Origin of the sequence: Dongia mobilis (assembly GCF_004363235.1) — a bacterium.
Lineage (GTDB): Bacteria > Pseudomonadota > Alphaproteobacteria > Dongiales > Dongiaceae > Dongia > Dongia mobilis.
Genome location: NZ_SNYW01000006.1, coordinates 732,875 through 751,476, shown reverse-complemented (window position 1 = coordinate 751,476; position 18,602 = coordinate 732,875). Strand labels below are relative to the sequence as shown.

The window sequence follows — 18,602 nt, the reverse complement described above, 5'->3', positions numbered from 1 at the left end:
GTCAGATGTCGAGATAGGAGAACATGATGGAGAACAGCGCGTCGACGATGATGACGAGGAAGATCGCCTCGACCACCGAGCGTGTGGTCAGGCGGCCGACGCTTTCGGCGCTGCCCGAGACGCGCAGCCCCTCGAAACAGCCGACCAGGGCGATGAGAATGGCAAAGACCGGCGCCTTCGACATGCCGACCCAGAAATGGTTGATCGTGATGGCCTGGTTGAGCAGGCTGAGATATTGCTGGAAGCTGATGTCGAGCAACACGACGCACATCAGGCCGCCGCCCAGCAGCCCCATCATGTCGGCGAAGAAGGTCAGCAGCGGCAGGGCAATCACCAGGGCCAGCACGCGCGGCACCACCAGCACATCCATCGGGTCGAGGCCGATGGTGCGAAGCGCATCGACCTCCTCGTTGACCTGCATGGTGCCGATCTGCGCGGTGAAGGCCGAGCCGGAGCGGCCCGCCACCACGATCGCGGTCAGCAGTACGGCCATCTCGCGCAGGACCGAGATGCCCAGCATGTTGATGGTGAAGGTCTGCGCGCCGAACCGCGCCAGCTGGTCGGCGCCCTGGAAGGCCAGCACGACGCCCACCAGCAGGTTGATCAGGCCGACGATCGGCAGAGCGTTGAGCCCGGTCTGCTCGAGATGCGCGAAGACCGCGTTCCAGCGCAGCTTCCAGGGCCGCAGCACGAGCCGGCCGAGCGCCAGGACGAGATGGCCGAGAAAGGCGACGAGATCGCGCGATTCCAGGACCACATGCTCGACCGCCGCGCCGAGCTCAGCGATCTTGTCGCCAAGACTGCGGTGGCGGGGTGGCGTCGGCAGCACGTCGCGGGTTTCTGCCACGCGGGTAAGCAGGGCCGCCAGGGCCGGATCGCCGGGTCGGGTCTCGACCGCGACTCCCGCCGCCTCCAGCGCGTGGCCGAGCCGCGCGATCAGCCAGGCCCCGGAGGTGTCCAGCTGCTGCAATTGAGTGAGGTCGAACAGCGCCGCCCGGGCCGAGGCGCCGCCAGCCGCCTCGATATCGCGCGCCAGGGAGGCGGCATGGTCGATGGTCCATGCCCCGCCGAAGGACCAAGTGGCACGGCCGGCATCGAGCGACAGTTTGACCCAACCGGCGTTTGACCCAGGGGCGGACATCGCAACCTCAAAAAGCAAAACGGGCTGCAGTCTAGCAGCCCGCTTTGCCCCGGCAAGCCGGTGCCGGTCGGAAATTGTTCAGACGAAATAGGCCCTGAGCGGATCGAAGCCGTTGAAGTTGACCGCCGAATAGGTGGTCGTATAGGCGCCGGTGGAATAGAGGCGAACCCGGTCGCCCGCCTTCAGGTCGAGCGGCAGGCGGTAATCCGCCTTGTCATAGAGGATGTCGGCGGAATCGCAGGTCGGCCCGGCCAGAATGACCGGGCCGGTAGCCTTCGCCACCGTGCCCAGGGCCTCGACCCGATAGCGGATCGCCTCGCCCTCGGTCTCGGCGAGGCCGCCGAAGCGGCCGATATCGAGATAGACCCAGCGCCGGTCGTCACCTGCGGATTTGCGCGAGACGAGCAGCACCTCGGCTTCGATGATGCCGGCATCGGCCACCATGTAGCGGCCCGGCTCGATGATGAGGCGCGGCCACGCGTCGCCGAACTGCGCGTTCATCGCCGCGGCGATGGCGGCGCCATAGGCGCCGATCCCGGCGATACCCGCCGCGTAGTCGGCCGGGAAACCGCCGCCGAGATCGATCATCGAGAGCCTGACGCCGGCATCGGCGCAGCGCCGGAAGACGCTACCCGCGGCGGCAATGGCGCGGTTCCACTGCGTCGGGTCCTGCTGCTGCGAGCCTACATGGAACGAGACGCCGGCCGGCTTCAGCCCCAGCGCCTGCGCCTCGGTCAAAAGTTCGACCGCCATGTCGGGGACGCAGCCGAATTTGCGGTTCAGCGGCCAGAGGGCCCCTTCCGCCTCGACCAGGATGCGGCAATAGACCTCGGCACCCGGCGCGTGGGCTGCGATCTTGCGCAATTCCTCGATGGCATCGAAGGCGAACAGCCGCACGCCCTCGCCATAGGCCCAGGCGATGTCGGCCGGCTTCTTGATGGTGTTGCCGAAGGAGACGCGTTCCGGCCGGGCGCCGCTGGCAAAGACGGCCCGAATCTCCCCGGCCGAGGCCGTGTCGAAGGAGGAACCGGCAGCGGCAAGGCGGCCGAGGATCTCGGGTGCCGGATTGGCCTTCACGGCATAGAAGATCTCGGCCCGCGGCAGCGCGGCTTGCAATTCGGCATATTTCCGCGCGACGACGCCGAGGTCGACCACCAGGCAGGGGGTCGCCGGCTGCGCTTCCGACAGAAAGCGCAGGGCGCCCTCGGGTCGCGGCGCCGGATCGTTGGCGACCTGCGCCTGCGGCGCCAATTGCGCCCGAACCTGACTGTTCACGGCCGGGCCGCTGACGGCCGGAGCGTTGACCGGCTGGGTCGTATCGGCGCGGCTGCGTCGCTGGCGGGGGGCGTTGGCGCTGGCGGCGGCAATCTTGGTCATCGGCGGCAACCTTCGGCGTTCCGGGGACCGCGCGGTCCCGCAAAGTGGCTGAAAAAAGAAAACGCCGCGTGGGAGGACCCGTGAGGGTGCTTCCGACGCGGCGATCTGCCTTTGTCTTGGCGAAACGGAAGATAGGCGCGGAATTCCAGGATTTGTGGTTTTTGATCGGCCCGGTTGCAGAATTTCTGCGCAGCCAGGGGGGCGGCAGGAGCAGAATTTCCTGCTGCCAGATCCCCTTGCCCTCAGCTGCCCGATTCCACCGGCTCGATCAGTTCCTTCAGGGGATAGCCCGTGAACTTCTTGGTCTCGGACATGATCACGTTGGTGGTCACCGAGGCGATGTTGGGATCCTGCTCGATGAGGGCGTTGTGCAGCTTCACGTAGTCGCCGACCGAGCGGCAGACGAAATGCACGATGTAATCGAAATTACCGGAAATCTGGTAGCAGGCAATCGCCTCCGGCGTTTCCTCGATCAGTTGCTCGAAGGCGCCCTGCTGCGCCCGGCCATGCTTGTGCAACGTCACGAAGGACAGGATCTCGACATGGTCGGCCACCTTGTCGAGGTCGATATCGGCCCGGTAGCCGCGGATGATCTTCTGCTTCTCCATCTGCCGATGGCGGGCATGGCAGGGGCTGGCCGAGAGGCCCACCTTGGCGGCCAGGTCGAGATTGCTGATCCGCCCTGCGGCCTGCAGGGCCGTCAGGATCTTGAGATCGGTCTTGTCCACGCGCTGCGACTTCCGCATGCCGTTCCGCCCTTTCCCCTTGCCTCTTGATGGCCTATACAGCCCGTTCGATCCTACCCTCGCGTCACAGCCCAAATGAGACCCCATGGCCCCCGCAAAGCTGGACCTCAAGCAGCATATCCGCCACGTACCGGATTTTCCCAAGCCGGGCATCCTATTTTATGACATCTCGACCCTGCTGGCCCATGCCGGTGCCTGGCACGAGGCGCTCGACCGGCTGGCGGCGGCGCTTGCTCCCTACCAGCCCGATCTGCTGGTGGGTATCGAATCGCGCGGCTTCCTGGTGGCGGCACCGCTGGCAGACCGTCTCGGCACAGGCTTCGTCATGATCCGCAAGCGCGGCAAGCTGCCGGGCGAGGTGATCCGCCATGCCTATGACCTCGAATACGGCGAGGATGTCATCGAGATCCAGGCGGAAGCGGTGCAACCCGGCCAGCGCGTCGTGGTGCTCGATGACCTGCTGGCGACCGGCGGCACCATGGCGGCAGCGGTTACCTTGCTGGAAAAGGTCGGCGCCGAGGTGGCGGCGATCGGCTGCCTGATCGAGCTCACCTTCCTCAAGGGGCGCGAACGGCTCAGAGTGCCGGTTCACGCCCTCCTCGCCTACGACAACTGAGGGCCTACGACAACTGAGGGCAGACCTCCGGCGCCAGCCGCGCGGCAAGATCCAGCAGGGCACGATCCCGCCCGCGCCGCGCCACCAGCGACAGGCCGACCGGCGCGCCATCGACCAGCCCGGCCGGTAGCGTCACCTGCGGCAGGCGTGCCATGCCGGCGATGCTGGTCAGGCTCAAGGTGCTGTCGCGGAAGGCGGCTGATTGCGCCGCACTCATGGATTTCAGCGGCGCGATGTCGGCTGCCGTCGGCATGACGAGGATACCGCCCGCCGCCAGCATGTCGTCGAGTCGCGCCGTGACGGTGGCGCGCAGTTCCGCCTCCCCGCCCATCGGCTTGGCCGCCGTCTCCCGCGACAGGGCAAAGCGCTCGGCAATTTCCGGCCCGAAATGCGGCCGCGTCGCTTCGATCCAAGCGCCGTGCCGGGCCCAAATCTCGCGCATCTGCAGGAAGCGGAACGCCTGGCGCCAGGCGGCGAGTCCGCCGCAATCGGCCGCCAGGGTGACGTCGATGCGCCTGCCCAGCGCAGCGACGACACGGTCACAGGCCGGTTTCAGTGCCGCCACCACTTCCGGCCGCGCCAATAGCCACGCGTCGCGCGCGACATAGGCCTCCGCAAAGGCAGCCTCGCCGGTGCGGTCGGGTGGCAGCAGCACGTCGCCGACACGGCGCAGCAGGCCGGCGTCACGGGCGAACCAGCCAACGGTGTCGAAGCTCTCGGCCAGCGTCATGCAGCCCGTCTCATCGACCGCATCATGGCTGGGTCGGATGCCAAAAATGCCATTGAGTGCCGCGGGAATGCGCACCGACCCGCCGGTATCTGTGCCGAGGGCGAAATCGCAGGCATGTCCGGCGACCGCAGAAGCCGATCCCGCCGATGAGCCACCCGGTATGCGCTCCGGCGCCGCCGGGTTGCGCGGCGTGCCGTAATGGAAGTTCTGTCCGTTGAGGCTGAAGGCCAGTTCGTCGGTGATGGTGATACCGATCGCCTGCGCGCCGGCCGCCAGCAACGCCTTGACGACGCCGGCATGGTCGGCGGCCGGTTCATGGCTGCGGCGCCAGTCGGGATTGCCGCAGCCCGTGACACGACCGGCGACGTCGAACAGGTCCTTGATCGCGAAAGTGAGACCATCGAGCGGGCCGCCGCCCGTCGGCGCCAGGACGACCTCGCCCTCCGCCGCCAATGCCCCCAGTTCCTTGAGCTGCGCCGCAGCAACCCCTGTTCGCCCCAACCCCATGTCCCGACCCTCCATCAATATTGCTGGAGAGGAGCCAATCAGCCTCGCAAGGTCAACCGGATACGTGCTCGCCCGGTCCGCCCACTTATCCGGACCCGGCAAGCGCGAGGTGACGGGCGCGCGGCCAACGTCGATCGAGATCGGCTGCATCTACAAATATTCAGGAGCGGTGACAGACATCCGGTGACCACATGCATCAAAGAAAACCATCACAATATTGTATCTTATTTGCGAAAGTCGTTTTCGCGACTGATCCGGTCCGCTCGGCGCCCGTACCCATCCTGCTTCCAGCGAACGGAGAAAAAATTGTTCCGATTTTGGCGTGGCAATCAGGCCGCAATCCTCAACGCCCTCGACCGCTCCCAGGCGATGATCGAATTCATGCCCGACGGCACCATTCTCAACGCCAACGCCAATTTCCTGGCAGCGATGGGCTATGGCCTGGAGGAAATCCGCGGCCGCCATCACGCAATGTTCGTCGAGCCGGCCCATCGCGACAGTGATGCCTATCGCCAGTTCTGGGAGAGCCTGCGCCGCGGCGAATTCCAGGCCGCCGAATTCCCGCGCATCGCCAAGGGCGGCCGGCAGATCTGGATCGAGGCAAGCTACAACCCGATCCTCGACCGGCGCGGCCGGGTGACCAGCATCGTGAAATACGCCACCGACATCACGCAGAAGAAAAACCAGGCCGCCGATCTGCAGGGGCAGATCGAGGCACTCAACCGATCGCAGGCGGTGATCCAGTTCCAACTCGACGGCACCATTATTGATGCCAACCGGAATTTCCTCGATGTGATGGGCTACGAACTCGAGGAGATCAAGGGCAAGCATCACGGCATGTTCGCCGACCCGGCCTATCGCCAGTCCGAGGAGTATCGGAGCTTTTGGCTGGCGTTGCAGGCCGGCAAGTTCCAGGCCGGCCAGTTCCGCCGCCTTGGCAAGGGTGGCAGGGAAGTCTGGATCGAGGCTTCCTACAACCCGATCTTCGATGCCAAGGGCCAACCCTACAAGGTCGTGAAGTTTGCCACCGACCTGTCGCCGCGCAAGGCGCAGACGGCGGCACTTGCCAGTGATTTCGAGGCCAATGTGAAATCGCTGGTCCAGTCGCTGGCCGGCGCTGCGGAACAAGTCAAACTGACGGCGCAGGACCTCGCCACCTCGGCCGACCTGACCAACCAGCAATCCAACTCGGTCGCGAGCGCCACCGAGCAGCTTTCCGCGTCGGTGGGCGAGATTGCCCGGCAGACTGCCGAATCCGGCAGCATCGTCGGGCGTGCCGTCGATCAGGCGCGGAATTCCGAGCAGATGGTATCGGCGCTCGTCACTGCCGCGGAACGGATCGGCGCGGTGACAGAACTGATCAATGGCATAGCCGGCCAGACCAACCTGCTCGCCCTCAATGCGACGATCGAGGCGGCCAGGGCTGGCGAGGCCGGCAAGGGCTTTGCCGTGGTGGCATCAGAGGTGAAGTCGCTTGCCACCCAGACGGCACGAGCCACCGAGGAGATTTCCCAGCAGATCCGCAGCATCCAGGAAGCCAGCCAGACCGCCGCCAGCAGCATCAACGAGATCGGCGCGGTGATCTCGCGCGTCAGCGGCATCAGTGTCTCGATCTCGGGCGCCGTCGAGGAGCAATCGGCTGCCACGCGCGAGGTCGCCGGCAATATCACCGGTGTCACCCATGCCGCGGAATCGACCGGCCGGTCCTCCGGCCAAATGCTGCAACTGGCCTCGACCCTGGCGGATCAGGCCGGCAATCTGGAAGAACGGGTGGAGCGATTCCTCGCCACCGTTCGGGCAATGTAGGCAGGCGCGCCTGGGGTCAGGTCTCGGTACTGTCCTCCGTGGGCGCCGGTTCTGCCGGCTCTTCCAGTTCCTCGTCCCCCTCATCCTCGGGATGGACGCGACGGATGATGATGTCGCCATTGGGCAGCACTTCGGGCGCCGAATATTGCGGCACCGTTTTCAGGAGCAGATCGAGGGCCTGCAGGATCTTCTGCAGGCCCTCGCCCATCAGCCGCTCGGCCTCGTTGCCGGTTGTGCCGTCCTCAGCCTGAGCCTGGGCAATGCCGGGATGCAGAGACAGGATAAAAGCGGCCGCCAGGACCGACCTCGCCCATTTTGCTGCCATGGCAGAGCCCCCTTCCATTCAGCCGCGCCACTTGCTCCAGGCGCGCCACTGCTCGGGATAGCGGCGCACCCAGGGTTCACTCCGGCGCAGGAATTCGGCCGCGGCGGCGACCACCCGCTGGTCTCCGCTCAGGCCGGGCGCGATTTCGATCGGCGCCTCGATGACGATGCGGAAGCCCAGCGCCGGATCGCGCATCGTGAAGACCGGCAGCAATGGCGCACCGGTCAGGCCGGCGAGGCGCGGCGCCCCCACGGCCACCGGCAGAAATCCGCCAAAGACCGGCGCCTTGATCAGTTCGCTGCCTTCCGTCGACGCGGCCACGATGGTGGCAATGTCGCCGCCCTTCACCGCGCGCATCAGCCGGCGCATGGCCGAGGCCGGCGCCTCGCGGTCATAGACGACGCGCTCCGTGATATAGCGGTCCTCCCAGCGGCAACGCACCCTGTTGAGCCAGGCCACACCGAATTTCGTCTCGGAATAACCGTGATGCGGCGAACTGAGATGCGACACGCGATAGCCGCGCTCATGCAGGACGATCTTGGTCGGCCCGCTGTTGAAGACGAAGGGGGCCAGCCACAGCACGGCACCCTTGCCGCCAGCCAGCGCCGCCTTGAGATGTTCCTCGCCCTCCAACGACATGGCCGGTCGCCAGCCACCGCCGAGAATGGCCGGGCGGAAGCTGCGCAGATCCTGCATCCGCATTTCATAAACATTGGCCTTGAGGTCGCGGGCGATGCCTGCGCAGCCCTTCCTGCCCAGCGCCTTGCCGATGACGGCACCCGTCTTGCGCGCGGCGCGGCCGTTGGTGACGAGCGGCAGGCGCGCCAGCGTCCGCCAGAACGGGTGCCAGCAGCGCTCCGGCAGCAGCCAGGCTGGCAGCAGCAGGGCAGCCAATCCCAGCACGGTCACGACATCCGACCCATTCCATGATTCGCGGGCGAACACCTTGCGGCCGCGATGGACCACGCGTCCGGCGGCATCGCCCGAAGCAGCCGGCGTCGACGCAACCTGGTCGGGTGAGGCGGGCGTGGGTTGGTCGTTCGGCATGATTGGCGGCGTTCTCGTCCGATGTTCCGCAGCGTCGCGCTGCGCGGCTCAGCCTAGCACGGATTCACTTGCTTTGCCCGCTGCGCCGCAGGGTACCCCTGGCGATGCGATCCTCCAGATCGGCGATGCGATGGAACAGCAGCGGCCCCAGCGGCGAATCGCCGATCGGGCAACGATGCACGCGCTGCGGAAAATCGACGTCGGCGTAGGAATTGCCCTCCAGCATCAGCGCGCCTTCGGGCGTGATCGCGATGTCCCAGCCGATCACCAGGCGGTCCGGGCAATGCCGGTGCGCCGCCCGCGCGATCGCACAGGCCTCCTGCCAGAAGGGCAAAATGACGCCGCTGACCGGAGCGCCGGTCACCGGATGCCTCGCGTGCCAGTCGAACGCCATCTCCGGCTTGTCTCCTGTCATCTCGCCGATCCGGCCGGTCGCCAGATCGACCGGGGCCCCCAGTTCGAGATCGAGCGACCAATCGGGTTCCAGTTTGCACAGCACCCGCAGCATGCCATGGGTCACCACCGGTTCGTCGCGCTCATCAAGGCAGGTAATCACCCGCAGCGGCGGCAGCGATTGGCCGACCATGCCGGCCAGCGCCGGATGCGGCAGCAGACGCGGCTGCACCAGCAGTGCCGCTTCGCGCGACCGGCGGGCGACGTGATCGAGCAATTCCGCCCGACTGAGGCGCGCACCATCCTCCATGACGTAGTAGCCGTCGACAAACCGCACGAGCTCGGTCCCGCGCGCGCCCTTGAGCTGCTGCGGTTTCACGAACAGGTCGCGGGCAAGCGCATCCGGCCGGACGTCGCGGATGTCGAGCACGCCATCGGCCGCATAGACCAGCGTCGGCACGATTGGAATATCATGTGCCTCACAGAACTGCTGCATGGCGTGCTTGTCGCCCAGTGGCGTGCGCTTGCCGTATTTCAGCAGTTGCCGGTTCAGCACCTTGAACAGGCCGTTCTTGGTTTCGTATCGAGTCATGAACCCGGAGGCGCGCGATCGCGGACCCGGCTGATAGAGCTGGAGCATGTAATAGGCCTGAGCGTCGAGGCCGTGGCGGAAGCCGATGGCGCATAGATCGATGAACTGCGCGAAGAGGCCACGGCCGAACCGCGCCCGCACCAGCGGCGCCAACTGGGGATACCAGTAGAAGAAGCGGGCGACACCAAGACCGATCGACCCGCCCGGTACAACGAAATTGCCGATGCGCGGATAACGCTGCTTGTGGAACAGCCGCGAAGTCGCGAACAGATAGCGGGCAACGTCGCCGACGTCGCTCGGCGATCGGCGCACCACGAACATCTGCCGGCGCAGATAGGCTATGAAGAGGACGGCGGCCACCAGATAGCATTGCAGGGCCAGTAGCAGGGCCAGATCGGCGATCTCGGACCCGTCGATGGGACCGAAGATGGTGTCCGGCTGCTCGCGCAGCAGATCCGCCAGCACGCTGCCCAATTGCAGCATCAGGCCCAGCCACATGGCGCGCTGTGACGCGCGCGGCACCGGATCGAAGCGCCCGGTTAGCAGGACGATGCCGAGGGCGGCCGCCAGCAGCAGGTAGCCGACCCAGCCGTCAGTCTGCGAGGCGCTGAGACCCGGCTCCACGAACTCGCCCACGCTCACCAGCACCATCAGCGCCAGCACGGCAAGCCATTGATAGCGCGCCGCAGCGCTGGGCAGGTGGAGCGCCAGTCGACCGGCGATCATGACGGCAGTCACCGCCGCGACCATGCCGCTCAGGAAATCCAGCGCCCATTGGCTGGCCGGCACCTGCATCGCAAGGATGGCATAGGCTGCCAGCAGCAAGGTGACGCCCAGAAACAGCGAGGTAATTCCGGGTGATAACGCGCGTTTCATCAAGAAGCCGGCCTTGTGTGTTGGGGTCGCAGATTGACACGGGGCGGCCAGCCTTGGCGACCGCAAACCTGTCGGTGAGCAGGGCGGGATTATTGCCCGCCATCGACTGACGATTCGCTGTCAGGCGGTGGCCGTGCGGGGGTGACGGTTTGCGCGTTTTCCTCGGCGCAGTTGTTCCTTCACATCCAGCACCTCTCCCGCTGTCCGACAGCTTCATTTGATCAATATATTGATCATTCTGATTAACATCTTGACCATCTCTCAGCCCTGCTTTTATATGCGCCAATCTTCTGGACCGGCCCCGGAACGGGCCGCAACACTGACCGTGCGGGGAGAGAGCAGCACATGCGTACCATCAACCATTTCATCGGCGGCAAGGAAGTGGCCGGCACCAGCGGTCGCTTCGCCGACGTGTTCAATCCGGCGACCGGCGAGGTCCAGGCCAAGGTGGCGCTGGCGACCGATGCCGAAGTCGACGCCGCGGTGAAGAATGCCGCTGCCGCCTTCCCGGCCTGGGCCACGACGCCGCCCCTCACCCGCGCACGCATCATGTTCAAGTTCAAGGCGCTGCTCGAGGACAATGCCGACAGGATCGTTGCCGCCATCACCTCGGAACACGGCAAGGTCCTGTCCGATGCCAAGGGCGAGTTGACCCGCGGCATCGAGGTGGTGGAATTCGCCTGCGGCGCGCCGCAGCTTCTGAAGGGCGAGTTCTGCGAGAATGTCGGCACCAATGTCGACAGCTGGGCAATGCGCCAGCCGCTCGGCGTCGTCGCCGGCATCACGCCCTTCAACTTCCCGGCCATGGTGCCGATGTGGATGTTCCCGGTGGCGCTCGTCGCCGGAAATTGCTTCATCCTGAAGCCCTCCGAGCGCGACCCTTCCGCCTCGCTGCTGATCGCCGACCTTCTCAAGAAGGCAGGCCTTCCCGACGGCGTCTTCAACGTCGTCCATGGCGACAAGACGGCGGTCGACGCCCTCCTCACCCATCCGCAGATCGAGGCGATCAGCTTCGTCGGCTCGACCCCGATCGCGGAATACATCTATGCGACCGGCACCGCCCACGGCAAGCGCGTACAGGCGCTGGGCGGCGCCAAGAACCACATGATCGTCATGCCGGATGCCGACATGGACCAGGTGGCCGACGCCCTCATGGGTGCGGGCTACGGCTCGGCCGGCGAACGCTGCATGGCGATCTCGGTCGCGGTGGCGGTCGGCGACAAGGTGGGTGACGCCATCATCGACAAGCTCGCCCCCCGCGTGCGCAGCATGAAGGTGGCACCCGGCACCGACCCGGAGGCCGAGATGGGCCCGCTGGTTACCAGGCAGCATTTCGAGAAGGTCAAGGGCTATGTCGACCAGGGCGTCAAGGAAGGCGCCAAGCTGGTGGTCGACGGCCGTTCGCTCAAGCTGCAGGGCTACGAGAACGGGTTCTTCCTCGGCGGCTGCCTGTTCGACAACGTGACGCCGGAGATGAAGATCTACAAGGAAGAGATCTTCGGCCCGGTCCTCTCGGTCGTGCGCGTGCCGGACTATGCCGCCGCCGTGAAGCTGGTTAACGACCACGAATTCGGCAACGGCACGGCGATCTTCACCCGCGACGGCGACGCCGCCCGCGACTTCGTCTCGCGCATCCGCATCGGCATGGTCGGCGTCAACGTGCCAATCCCGGTGCCGATGGCCTTCAACAGCTTCGGCGGCTGGAAGCGCTCGCTGTTCGGCGATCACCACATGCACGGGCTCGAGGGCATCCGCTTCTTCACCCGCCTCAAGACCGTGACCGCGCGCTGGCCGACGGGCATCCGCTCCGGCGCCGAGTTCGTCATGCCGACGATGAAATAGGCACCGGTAAAGCAGGCATTGCGGATCATCGTTTGATTCGGCGACCGGATCGGCTACACCGATCCGGTCGTTTCGCTTCGGGCCCGCCCATGCCGCTTTCGCCGTTTCTCTCCGACGCCATCGATCTCGCCCGCCGGCAGGGCTGGTCGCGGCGCCGCTTCCTGGCCGCCATCGGCACCGGCGTGGCGGCATCGTCCTTGCCGTACTCCGCCGCCGCCCAGGCCAAGGAACTGGTCTTTGCCAGTTGGGGTGGCGACGAGATCAAAAGCCTGACCCAGGCCTTCGCCAGGAGTTATTCGGCCGAGACCGGTACGCCGGTGCTGTTCGACGGCACCGGCCCGGCCGAAGGGGCAATCCGCGCCATGGTCGATTCCGGCAATGTCGCCTGGGACGTCTGCGACGCCGACGGTTTCACCGCCATCCGCCTCGGCCAGTCCGGCCATCTCAGCGCCGTCGACTATCGCACCGTCGATGCCGGCGGAATCATGCCGCCCTTCAACTTCAGCCATGGCGCCTGCGGCTATACCTATTCCTACGTCCTCGCCTTCGACAGCGAGCGTTTCGCCGCCCGGCCGCCGATGACCTGGCGCGACTTCTTCGATACCCGGGCATTTCCCGGCGGGCGGGCCGTCTATCGCTGGATGAATGGCGGCTTCGAGGCGGCGATGATGGCCGAGGGTGACGGCCTGACCAACCCCTATCCGATCGACATCGGCCGCGCGGTCACCCGCCTCGCCCGGCTGAAGCCGCTCCTGCAATTGTGGGAAGGCGGCGACCAGGTCGAGCAGATGTTCCGCGACAAGACAATCTCCATGGCCTGCATCTGGCACACGCGGGCGACGGCGCTGGCCAGGGAAAGCGAGGGCAAGATCGCCTTCACCTGGGCTGGCGGCATTCTCTATCCCGGCTGCTGGGTGGTGCCGAAGGGCAATCCCGGTGGCAATGACGCCTTCAGATTGATCGCACATATGCAGGACCCCGGCCGGCAGATCGAGTTCGCCCGCCTGCGCGGCGTCGGCCCGGCGAACCCCGCGGCGACGGCGGCGATGCCGCAGCGGCTGCGCGATTACGACCCGACGCAGCCTGGCAATCTGGCACAGCAGGTGGTCGCCGACAGCCACTGGTGGGCTGAGCATTTCGACAAGGCGCGCACCGATTTCAACGACATGCTGGAGCGGAACTGAGGCGCCACCCGGCGACATTGCGACGCATAGGCAAAGGGTGGTCGGACCGGCTTATTGTGGCAGATTGCCCGGAGAGCGGAAAACGTGACGATGAGCGAAGCCACCAACCATCCCAGCCTGACGACGGCACTCCTGCGCGGCTGGCGCCGCTGCTGCCCGCGCTGCGGCTCCGGCGCCATGTTCCGCGGCTATCTGTCGATCGCCGATTCCTGCGCCAAATGCACCCTGCCCTTCGAACCCTTGCGCGCCGATGACGCGCCGGCCTATTTCACCATCGCCATCGTCGGCCATGTAGTCGTAAGCGGCTTGCTGGCACTGGAAAGTTATGCGCACCCGCCGACCTGGGTGCAGCTTGCCATCTGGCTGCCCCTGACACTGGCCATGACGCTGGGCCTGTTGCCCTATATCAAGGGGGCGGTGATGGCCGCGATCTTCTGCGCCAATCGCGAGCACTGAAACGCCGGCGCGGCTGGCGATGCCAGCACCCTTTAGAGCGGCTGGCGATGCCAGCCGAGGGCCCAGCCCTCGATCTCCTCGCCCGGCATCGGTCGCGCGACGTAAAAGCCCTGCATTTCGTCGCAGCCGAGTTCGTTCAGCAATTCCCAATCAGCCTTGCTCTCGACCCCCTCGGCCACGGTCTTGAGGCCGAGATCGCGCGCCTGGCGCAGGGTCTGCGCGAGGACGCCGACATATTGCGGCTGGTCGGACACGCCGGTAACCAGCGACTGGTCGATCTTGGCCTCGGTAAAGGGCACCGCGGCCAGTTGGTCCGGGGTCGCAACGCCGGTGCCGAAATCGTCGATCGACAGACCGAACTCCATCAGGCGCAGCCGCGCCAGCGTCTCCAGCGCGGCGGGTGCCTCGGTGATGGCGTCGCTCTCGGTCACTTCCAGCAGGATGCGCGCTGGCGGAATGCCGTATTCGTCGGCCAGGGCCAAAAGCTCGTTCGGCAGATGCGCGTTCTTCAGGGCGGTTTCGGTCAGGTTGACCGAGATGCTGGGGGCGACGCCCGCCTCGTGCCAGCGCCGCGCCCAGGCCAGCGACATTTCCAGAACCAGGCCGGTGATGCCGTCGATGAGTCCGGCTGAATCGGCCAGCGGGATGAAGGCGCCGGGCGGAATGAGGCCGCGTTGCGGGTGCTGCCAGCGGATCAGTGCCTCGACCGCAGTGAGGCTGCCGTCGGCGCCGCGCAAACGTGGCTGGAAATAGGGGACGAATTGCCGCAACGCGATGGCCTGGCGCAGTTCCTCGGCGGTGACGTGGATCGCCCGCGCACCCAGGATCGGCGACGCCGCGCGACGCACAAGCAGACGCTGCACGCAGGCGCGCAGCGTCTCCGGCGTCGCCGGCTTGCGGATATGGCCGGCGGCGTCGAGGTTGAGGCTGCGCGCCAGCGCCATGACCGTGCGCGCCAGAGGCTCGTCGACATTGCTGATTAGCAGCAGATGCGTCGCCAGGCTCTGCTCCGCGATCCGGCGAACGAAGGTGACCCCGTCCATGCCCTCGAGGCGGATATCGGTGACGACCAGGTCGATCGCCGCATCCTTGGCGAGCATAGCCAGCGCCTGGTCGCCGCTTTCCGCTTCCAGCACGTCGGCGACACCGCAATCGCGGATCAATTTTGCCGCCATGCGGCGCGGCACGACCTGTCCGTCGACGACCATCACGCGCATCGCGACCGTGGCCTCCGTTGCGGCGCAGCGCCGGTCGCGGCCCGCATCGCGCTCAGGATTTCGGCTCGAAGATCGCGTACCATTTGCGGACTGCCTCGACGGTCTCCCAGGTACCGGTGAAGCCCTTGGGGATGATGAAGGCGTCGCCGGCCGCAAAGGTCTCGGCGTGGCCATCGCTGTCGGTCAGGATCGCCTTGCCTGAAAGGATGGCGCAGAATTCCTCCTCGCCGTAATTCACGCGCCACTTGCCGGGGCTGCATTCCCAGATGCCCGAGAAGAACTGCCCGGTCGGGTCGGTATAGTAGTTCTGCAGCTTGGTCTTCGGCTGGCCGGCGACGATGTTGCCAGGCTCTCCCGTCTCCACCGGTGGCGGGTTGCTGCCGAATCGGATCAATTTCGCGCTCATCAGACTTCCCCTTGCAGTTCCCGAAACGGGCGCCCCTTGTCGCATCCCAGCCGCCGGAACTTTGCCCGCAACTCATGCCCCCGGGGATGCGGTCGGATATCTATCACCATTGCCGGGGCTGCGCCACCGGCGGCACACCGGTTCCGCCCACACGCATGTGCGGAATCCACCAGAAAACCGCCCGCCGCCGGCGTGTCGCTGCTTTGACGGCGCCAGGCCAAGGACCTAGATTGCCGGGCGCATCAGCCGAGGAGTCCCCCCATGACCAGTCCGGGCGACAGCAGCGCCGCCGCAGTACCCTGGCGCAGCCTGTTCACCGGCGGCCGCGGCCTTTACGTCGTCATGCTCAACCTCGGCATCGGGCTGCACGCGCTCGACGTCTTCGTCGTCTCGACCATCATGCCCGACGTGGTGCGCGATCTTGGTCGCGCACATTTCTATGCTTGGTCGACCATGCTCTATATGGTGGCCTCGATCATCGGTGCGGCGGCGACCGCACCGCTGCGCCGTGCGCGCGGCGGCCGCCAGTCATATTGCATCGGCGCCGTCCTGTTCCTGCTCGGCTCGGCTGCCTGCGCCGCCTCGCCCGACATGGCGCTCTTCATCCTGTCGCGCGCGATCCAGGGTTTCGGCGGCGGCGTCGTGCTCGCCCGATCCATGACCATGGTGGGCGAGCTGTTTCCGGAGAACATGAAGAAACCGGTCCTCGCCCTCGTCTCCTCGACCTGGGGTATCGCGGCGCTGATCGGCCCGGCGCTTGGCGGGACCTTCGCCGAACTCGGCTTCTGGCGCGGCGCCTTCTGGTTCAACCTGCCCTTCATCCTTCTCTTTCTCGGCGCAGCGCTGCTGCGTCTGCCCGCCGACAAGCCCGAGCGGCCGGCCGTCTTCGGTTTTCCCTATCGCCGCATGGCGCTTCTGACGGCCGGCGTCATGTGCGTCGGCATTGCCAGCGAGGGCGGCTCGGCGCTGGGCCGCGGCGGCCTCATCCTCGTTGCTATCCTGCTGCTTTACGGCACCTTCCTGCTCGACCGCCGCGGCGAAAACCGGATCTTTCCCAGCAATCCGCTCTCGCCTTCGACCACCACCGGCAGCGCCTACTGGGCCATGTTCCTGGCCTCCATCACCCATACCGTGATCGGCGTCTTCCTGCCGCTGGCGCTACAGGTGCTGAAGGGTATGACGCCCATCGTCGCCGGCTACATGATGGCGGTGCTGGCGATCGGCTGGACTTCTGCCTCTCTCGTCACCGCACGCTGGCACGGACGCGCCATGTATGTCGCGATGATCGGCGGCCTGCTGCTCTGCGTCCTTGGCCTGGTGGCGCTCGCCCTCGGCATCAACAGCCAGCCGGCCTGGCTGCTGACGGTGTACAACGCCGTGGTCGGAGTCGGCCTCGGCGCCTCGAACCTCCATATCGTCGCTGCTGCCATGCGCCACGCGGCGCCGGGCGAGGAATCGATCACCGCGTCCTCCATCCCGACCATCCGCTCGCTCGGCATCGCGTTCGGTGCCGCCGCGGCGGGGGCGATCGCCAATGCGGCCGGACTGACCGACGATCTGTTGGCGGCCGATGTCGCCGGGGCGATCGGCTGGGTGCTGGGTGTGGGCGCGCTGGCGCCGTTTTGCGGCTTCCTGTTCGTGCTGCGCTTCGCCGCCCTGCTGCGGCAGAAGAACCGGCCCTAGCGCATTCCCCCGTCGCGGCCGGCCAGCAGGGGCGGCTTGGCCCTGGCCCAGGCGGCGCGGCGCGATGCCACCACCCACCAGCGCGCAAGGCGCGTCGAGGCATGGATCGCCTCGCGTCCCTCCGGCGTGACCATCAGATAGCCGGCAATCGGCAGCAGCATGATGTCGGCCAGGGTGACATCGCCGCCAACCAGGAAATCCGAGCGCTCGCCGTCATGGCAGAGCAGCGACAATTGTTCGATCGCATAGAGCGTGTCGCGCATGGCCGGCAGGATACGGGTCACCGGGGCGAGATCCATGGCACCGCCAAGGAAGGGCGTGAACAGGCGCTGGCCGATGACCACCGAGACGGCGCTGGGGCAGAGATGCTGGCGGATGACGGCCATGATCTGGGTCATCAACGCCCGTTCGCGCGCTTTCTCCGGCTGCAGGATCGGGCCCGGGAACGCCTCGTCGAGATAGCGCAGGATCGCCTCGAGGTCGAACAGCATCAGGCCCTGATGCGTCAGGGTCGGCTGTCTTTCGCACAGATAGGACAGGAGATCGTTGAGGCGGAAGCCGCCGGCCTTGAGAAGGTCCGGCTCCTCGAAGGCAAAGCTAAGACCTTTTTCCTCACAGGCCAGCCGGGCCGCCACGACATGGGTGCCATTAATGGGGCCGCTGAGTTGGAGATCGGTCATGCAGAGGACGTTAGCGAGGGGATGGAAGGCCGGTCAATCTGGCCCCGCGGGTAGGCCAACAGGGACTGCTCCCGGTGCTCCGTGGCCGTTGCGGGCGCTCGGCAGAGCTTGGGAAAAGTAAACCCTACCAAGCAAATAGTGTTGCATAGCAGCAACAGCATTTTTGCTAGTTTTTTCAGCATGATGACGCTTTAATAACCAGCGGATAATTGCTTGACATCGCACCGCACAAGAGCCATCTTTGCCTTGCGACGGCGCATTTCTCCCCTGACAGGCGTCGTCGCAAGGCGCCCCTCATGGGCGTTTCCTCCCAGAACTTGGGCCGTGCCGTTCGGTACGGCCCTTTTTTCTTGGCCGCGCGGCAACGCGCCCGCGCGACACACAAGCGCCTGAATTCGTTAATTTATCGGAGCAGAAGCGTCCGGCTGGGTTGTGGCGCCGGCGCCCAGGGCACGCTGCATCAGGACCGAATCCACCCAGCGGCCGAACTTGAAGCCGACCGCCCGGAAGGTCCCGACCGAATCGAAGCCGAGCGCGCGATGCAGGCCGACCGAGGCCTGGTTGGCGGAATCGCCGATGACCGCGATCATCTGCCGCAGGCCAAGCGCTGTGGCATCATCGATGATCCGGGCCAGCAAGGCCCGGCCGATGCCGCGCCCCTGGGCTTGGGGCGCCAGATAGATCGAATCCTCGACCGTGAAGCGATAGGCGGCGCGCGGACGGTAAGGCCCGGCATAGGCATAGCCAGCAATGCCAGCGCCCGCGCCGAACTGATCTTCCGCCACCAGATAGGGCAGGCCCGCCGCCTGGATCGCCTGCCAGCGCCGGGTCATCTCGGCCACGTCCGGCGGTAGCTCCTCGAAACTGGCCGATCCGGTCAGGACATGATGCGCATAGATCGCCTGGATGGCCGGCAGGTCAGCGGCAAGGGCGGGTCGCAGGACCAGGCCGGGGCTCGCGGAAGCGAGGACCGCCATG

Annotated in this window: 17 protein-coding genes; 6 read left to right on the top strand and 11 right to left on the bottom strand. The window is 66.3% G+C overall.

From position 1 onward, the window contains the following. Position 1: 1 nt before the first annotated feature. From A8950_RS05090 to A8950_RS05080, 3 genes are all read right to left on the bottom strand, one after another. The gene (locus tag A8950_RS05090) at positions 2-1,141 is read right to left on the bottom strand and encodes an MlaE family ABC transporter permease (protein WP_133612500.1); all 1,140 of its coding nucleotides are present in this window, start codon (positions 1,139-1,141) and stop codon (positions 2-4) included. Positions 1,142-1,219: 78 nt separating this feature from the next. Further along, a complete protein-coding gene (locus A8950_RS05085) occupies positions 1,220-2,518 on the bottom strand; it encodes a type III PLP-dependent enzyme (protein ID WP_133612499.1) in 1,299 nt (432 codons plus the stop codon). Between the two features lie 242 nt (positions 2,519-2,760). Further along, positions 2,761-3,264, bottom strand: a complete 504-nt coding sequence (locus A8950_RS05080; protein ID WP_166645003.1) for an Lrp/AsnC family transcriptional regulator — start codon at positions 3,262-3,264, stop codon at positions 2,761-2,763. Positions 3,265-3,364: 100 nt separating this feature from the next. On the opposite strand from A8950_RS05080, the gene A8950_RS05075 reads away from it, so the two are divergent. Further along, entirely contained in the window at positions 3,365-3,880 is a 516-nt protein-coding gene (locus A8950_RS05075; RefSeq protein WP_208109754.1) for an adenine phosphoribosyltransferase, read from the top strand. Positions 3,881-3,884: 4 nt separating this feature from the next. Here the strand turns inward: A8950_RS05075 and A8950_RS05070 are convergent, their stop codons facing one another. Continuing rightward, positions 3,885-5,117: an amidase gene (locus A8950_RS05070; protein ID WP_133612496.1), complete on the bottom strand. Its 1,233-nt coding sequence runs from the start codon at positions 5,115-5,117 to the stop codon at positions 3,885-3,887. 369 nt (positions 5,118-5,486) lie between these two features. On the opposite strand from A8950_RS05070, the gene A8950_RS05065 reads away from it, so the two are divergent. After that, on the top strand, positions 5,487-6,923 hold the full coding sequence (locus A8950_RS05065; protein ID WP_208109753.1) for a PAS domain-containing methyl-accepting chemotaxis protein: 1,437 nt from the start codon (positions 5,487-5,489) through the stop codon (positions 6,921-6,923). A gap of 16 nt (positions 6,924-6,939) precedes the next feature. On the opposite strand, the gene A8950_RS05060 is transcribed toward A8950_RS05065, so the two are convergent. From A8950_RS05060 to A8950_RS05050, 3 genes are all read right to left on the bottom strand, one after another. Then, complete coding sequence (locus A8950_RS05060) at positions 6,940-7,248, bottom strand: hypothetical protein (RefSeq protein ID WP_208109736.1); 309 nt, start codon at positions 7,246-7,248, stop codon at positions 6,940-6,942. Positions 7,249-7,266: 18 nt separating this feature from the next. After that, positions 7,267-8,295, bottom strand: a complete 1,029-nt coding sequence (locus A8950_RS05055) for a lysophospholipid acyltransferase family protein (protein ID WP_133612494.1) — start codon at positions 8,293-8,295, stop codon at positions 7,267-7,269. A 64-nt stretch (positions 8,296-8,359) separates the two neighbouring features. Continuing rightward, positions 8,360-10,156, bottom strand: coding sequence for a sugar-transfer associated ATP-grasp domain-containing protein (locus tag A8950_RS05050; protein ID WP_133612493.1), 1,797 nt, complete (start codon positions 10,154-10,156; stop codon positions 8,360-8,362). A gap of 345 nt (positions 10,157-10,501) precedes the next feature. Here A8950_RS05050 and A8950_RS05045 point away from each other — a divergent pair, with 345 nt between their 5' ends. From A8950_RS05045 to A8950_RS05035, 3 genes are all read left to right on the top strand, one after another. Continuing rightward, on the top strand, positions 10,502-11,998 hold the full coding sequence (locus A8950_RS05045) for a CoA-acylating methylmalonate-semialdehyde dehydrogenase (protein WP_133612492.1): 1,497 nt from the start codon (positions 10,502-10,504) through the stop codon (positions 11,996-11,998). An 89-nt stretch (positions 11,999-12,087) separates the two neighbouring features. Further along, entirely contained in the window at positions 12,088-13,182 is a 1,095-nt protein-coding gene (locus A8950_RS05040; protein WP_133612491.1) for an extracellular solute-binding protein, read from the top strand. A 90-nt stretch (positions 13,183-13,272) separates the two neighbouring features. Beyond that, positions 13,273-13,638, top strand: coding sequence for a DUF983 domain-containing protein (locus tag A8950_RS05035; protein WP_133612490.1), 366 nt, complete (start codon positions 13,273-13,275; stop codon positions 13,636-13,638). 32 nt (positions 13,639-13,670) lie between these two features. Here A8950_RS05035 and A8950_RS05030 read toward each other — a convergent pair whose 3' ends face one another. Together A8950_RS05030 and A8950_RS05025 are read right to left on the bottom strand one after the other, a co-directional pair. Further along, complete coding sequence (locus tag A8950_RS05030; protein WP_166645002.1) at positions 13,671-14,855, bottom strand: EAL domain-containing response regulator; 1,185 nt, start codon at positions 14,853-14,855, stop codon at positions 13,671-13,673. A gap of 52 nt (positions 14,856-14,907) precedes the next feature. Further along, positions 14,908-15,261 (bottom strand): cupin domain-containing protein, encoded by a 354-nt coding sequence (locus A8950_RS05025; protein WP_166645001.1) that lies wholly within the window; start codon positions 15,259-15,261, stop codon positions 14,908-14,910. 261 nt (positions 15,262-15,522) lie between these two features. Between A8950_RS05025 and A8950_RS05020 the strand changes: the two genes are divergently transcribed. Then, complete coding sequence (locus A8950_RS05020) at positions 15,523-16,944, top strand: MFS transporter (protein ID WP_133612487.1); 1,422 nt, start codon at positions 15,523-15,525, stop codon at positions 16,942-16,944. On the opposite strand, the gene A8950_RS05015 is transcribed toward A8950_RS05020, so the two are convergent. Both A8950_RS05015 and A8950_RS05010 read right to left on the bottom strand, forming a co-directional pair. Continuing rightward, a complete protein-coding gene (locus A8950_RS05015; protein WP_133612486.1) occupies positions 16,941-17,624 on the bottom strand; it encodes a glutathione S-transferase family protein in 684 nt (227 codons plus the stop codon). The two genes, A8950_RS05020 and A8950_RS05015, sit on opposite strands and share 4 nt — an antisense overlap. 398 nt (positions 17,625-18,022) lie before the next feature. Further along, complete coding sequence (locus A8950_RS05010) at positions 18,023-18,601, bottom strand: GNAT family N-acetyltransferase (RefSeq protein WP_133612485.1); 579 nt, start codon at positions 18,599-18,601, stop codon at positions 18,023-18,025. Between the last annotated feature and the right edge of the window lies 1 nt (position 18,602).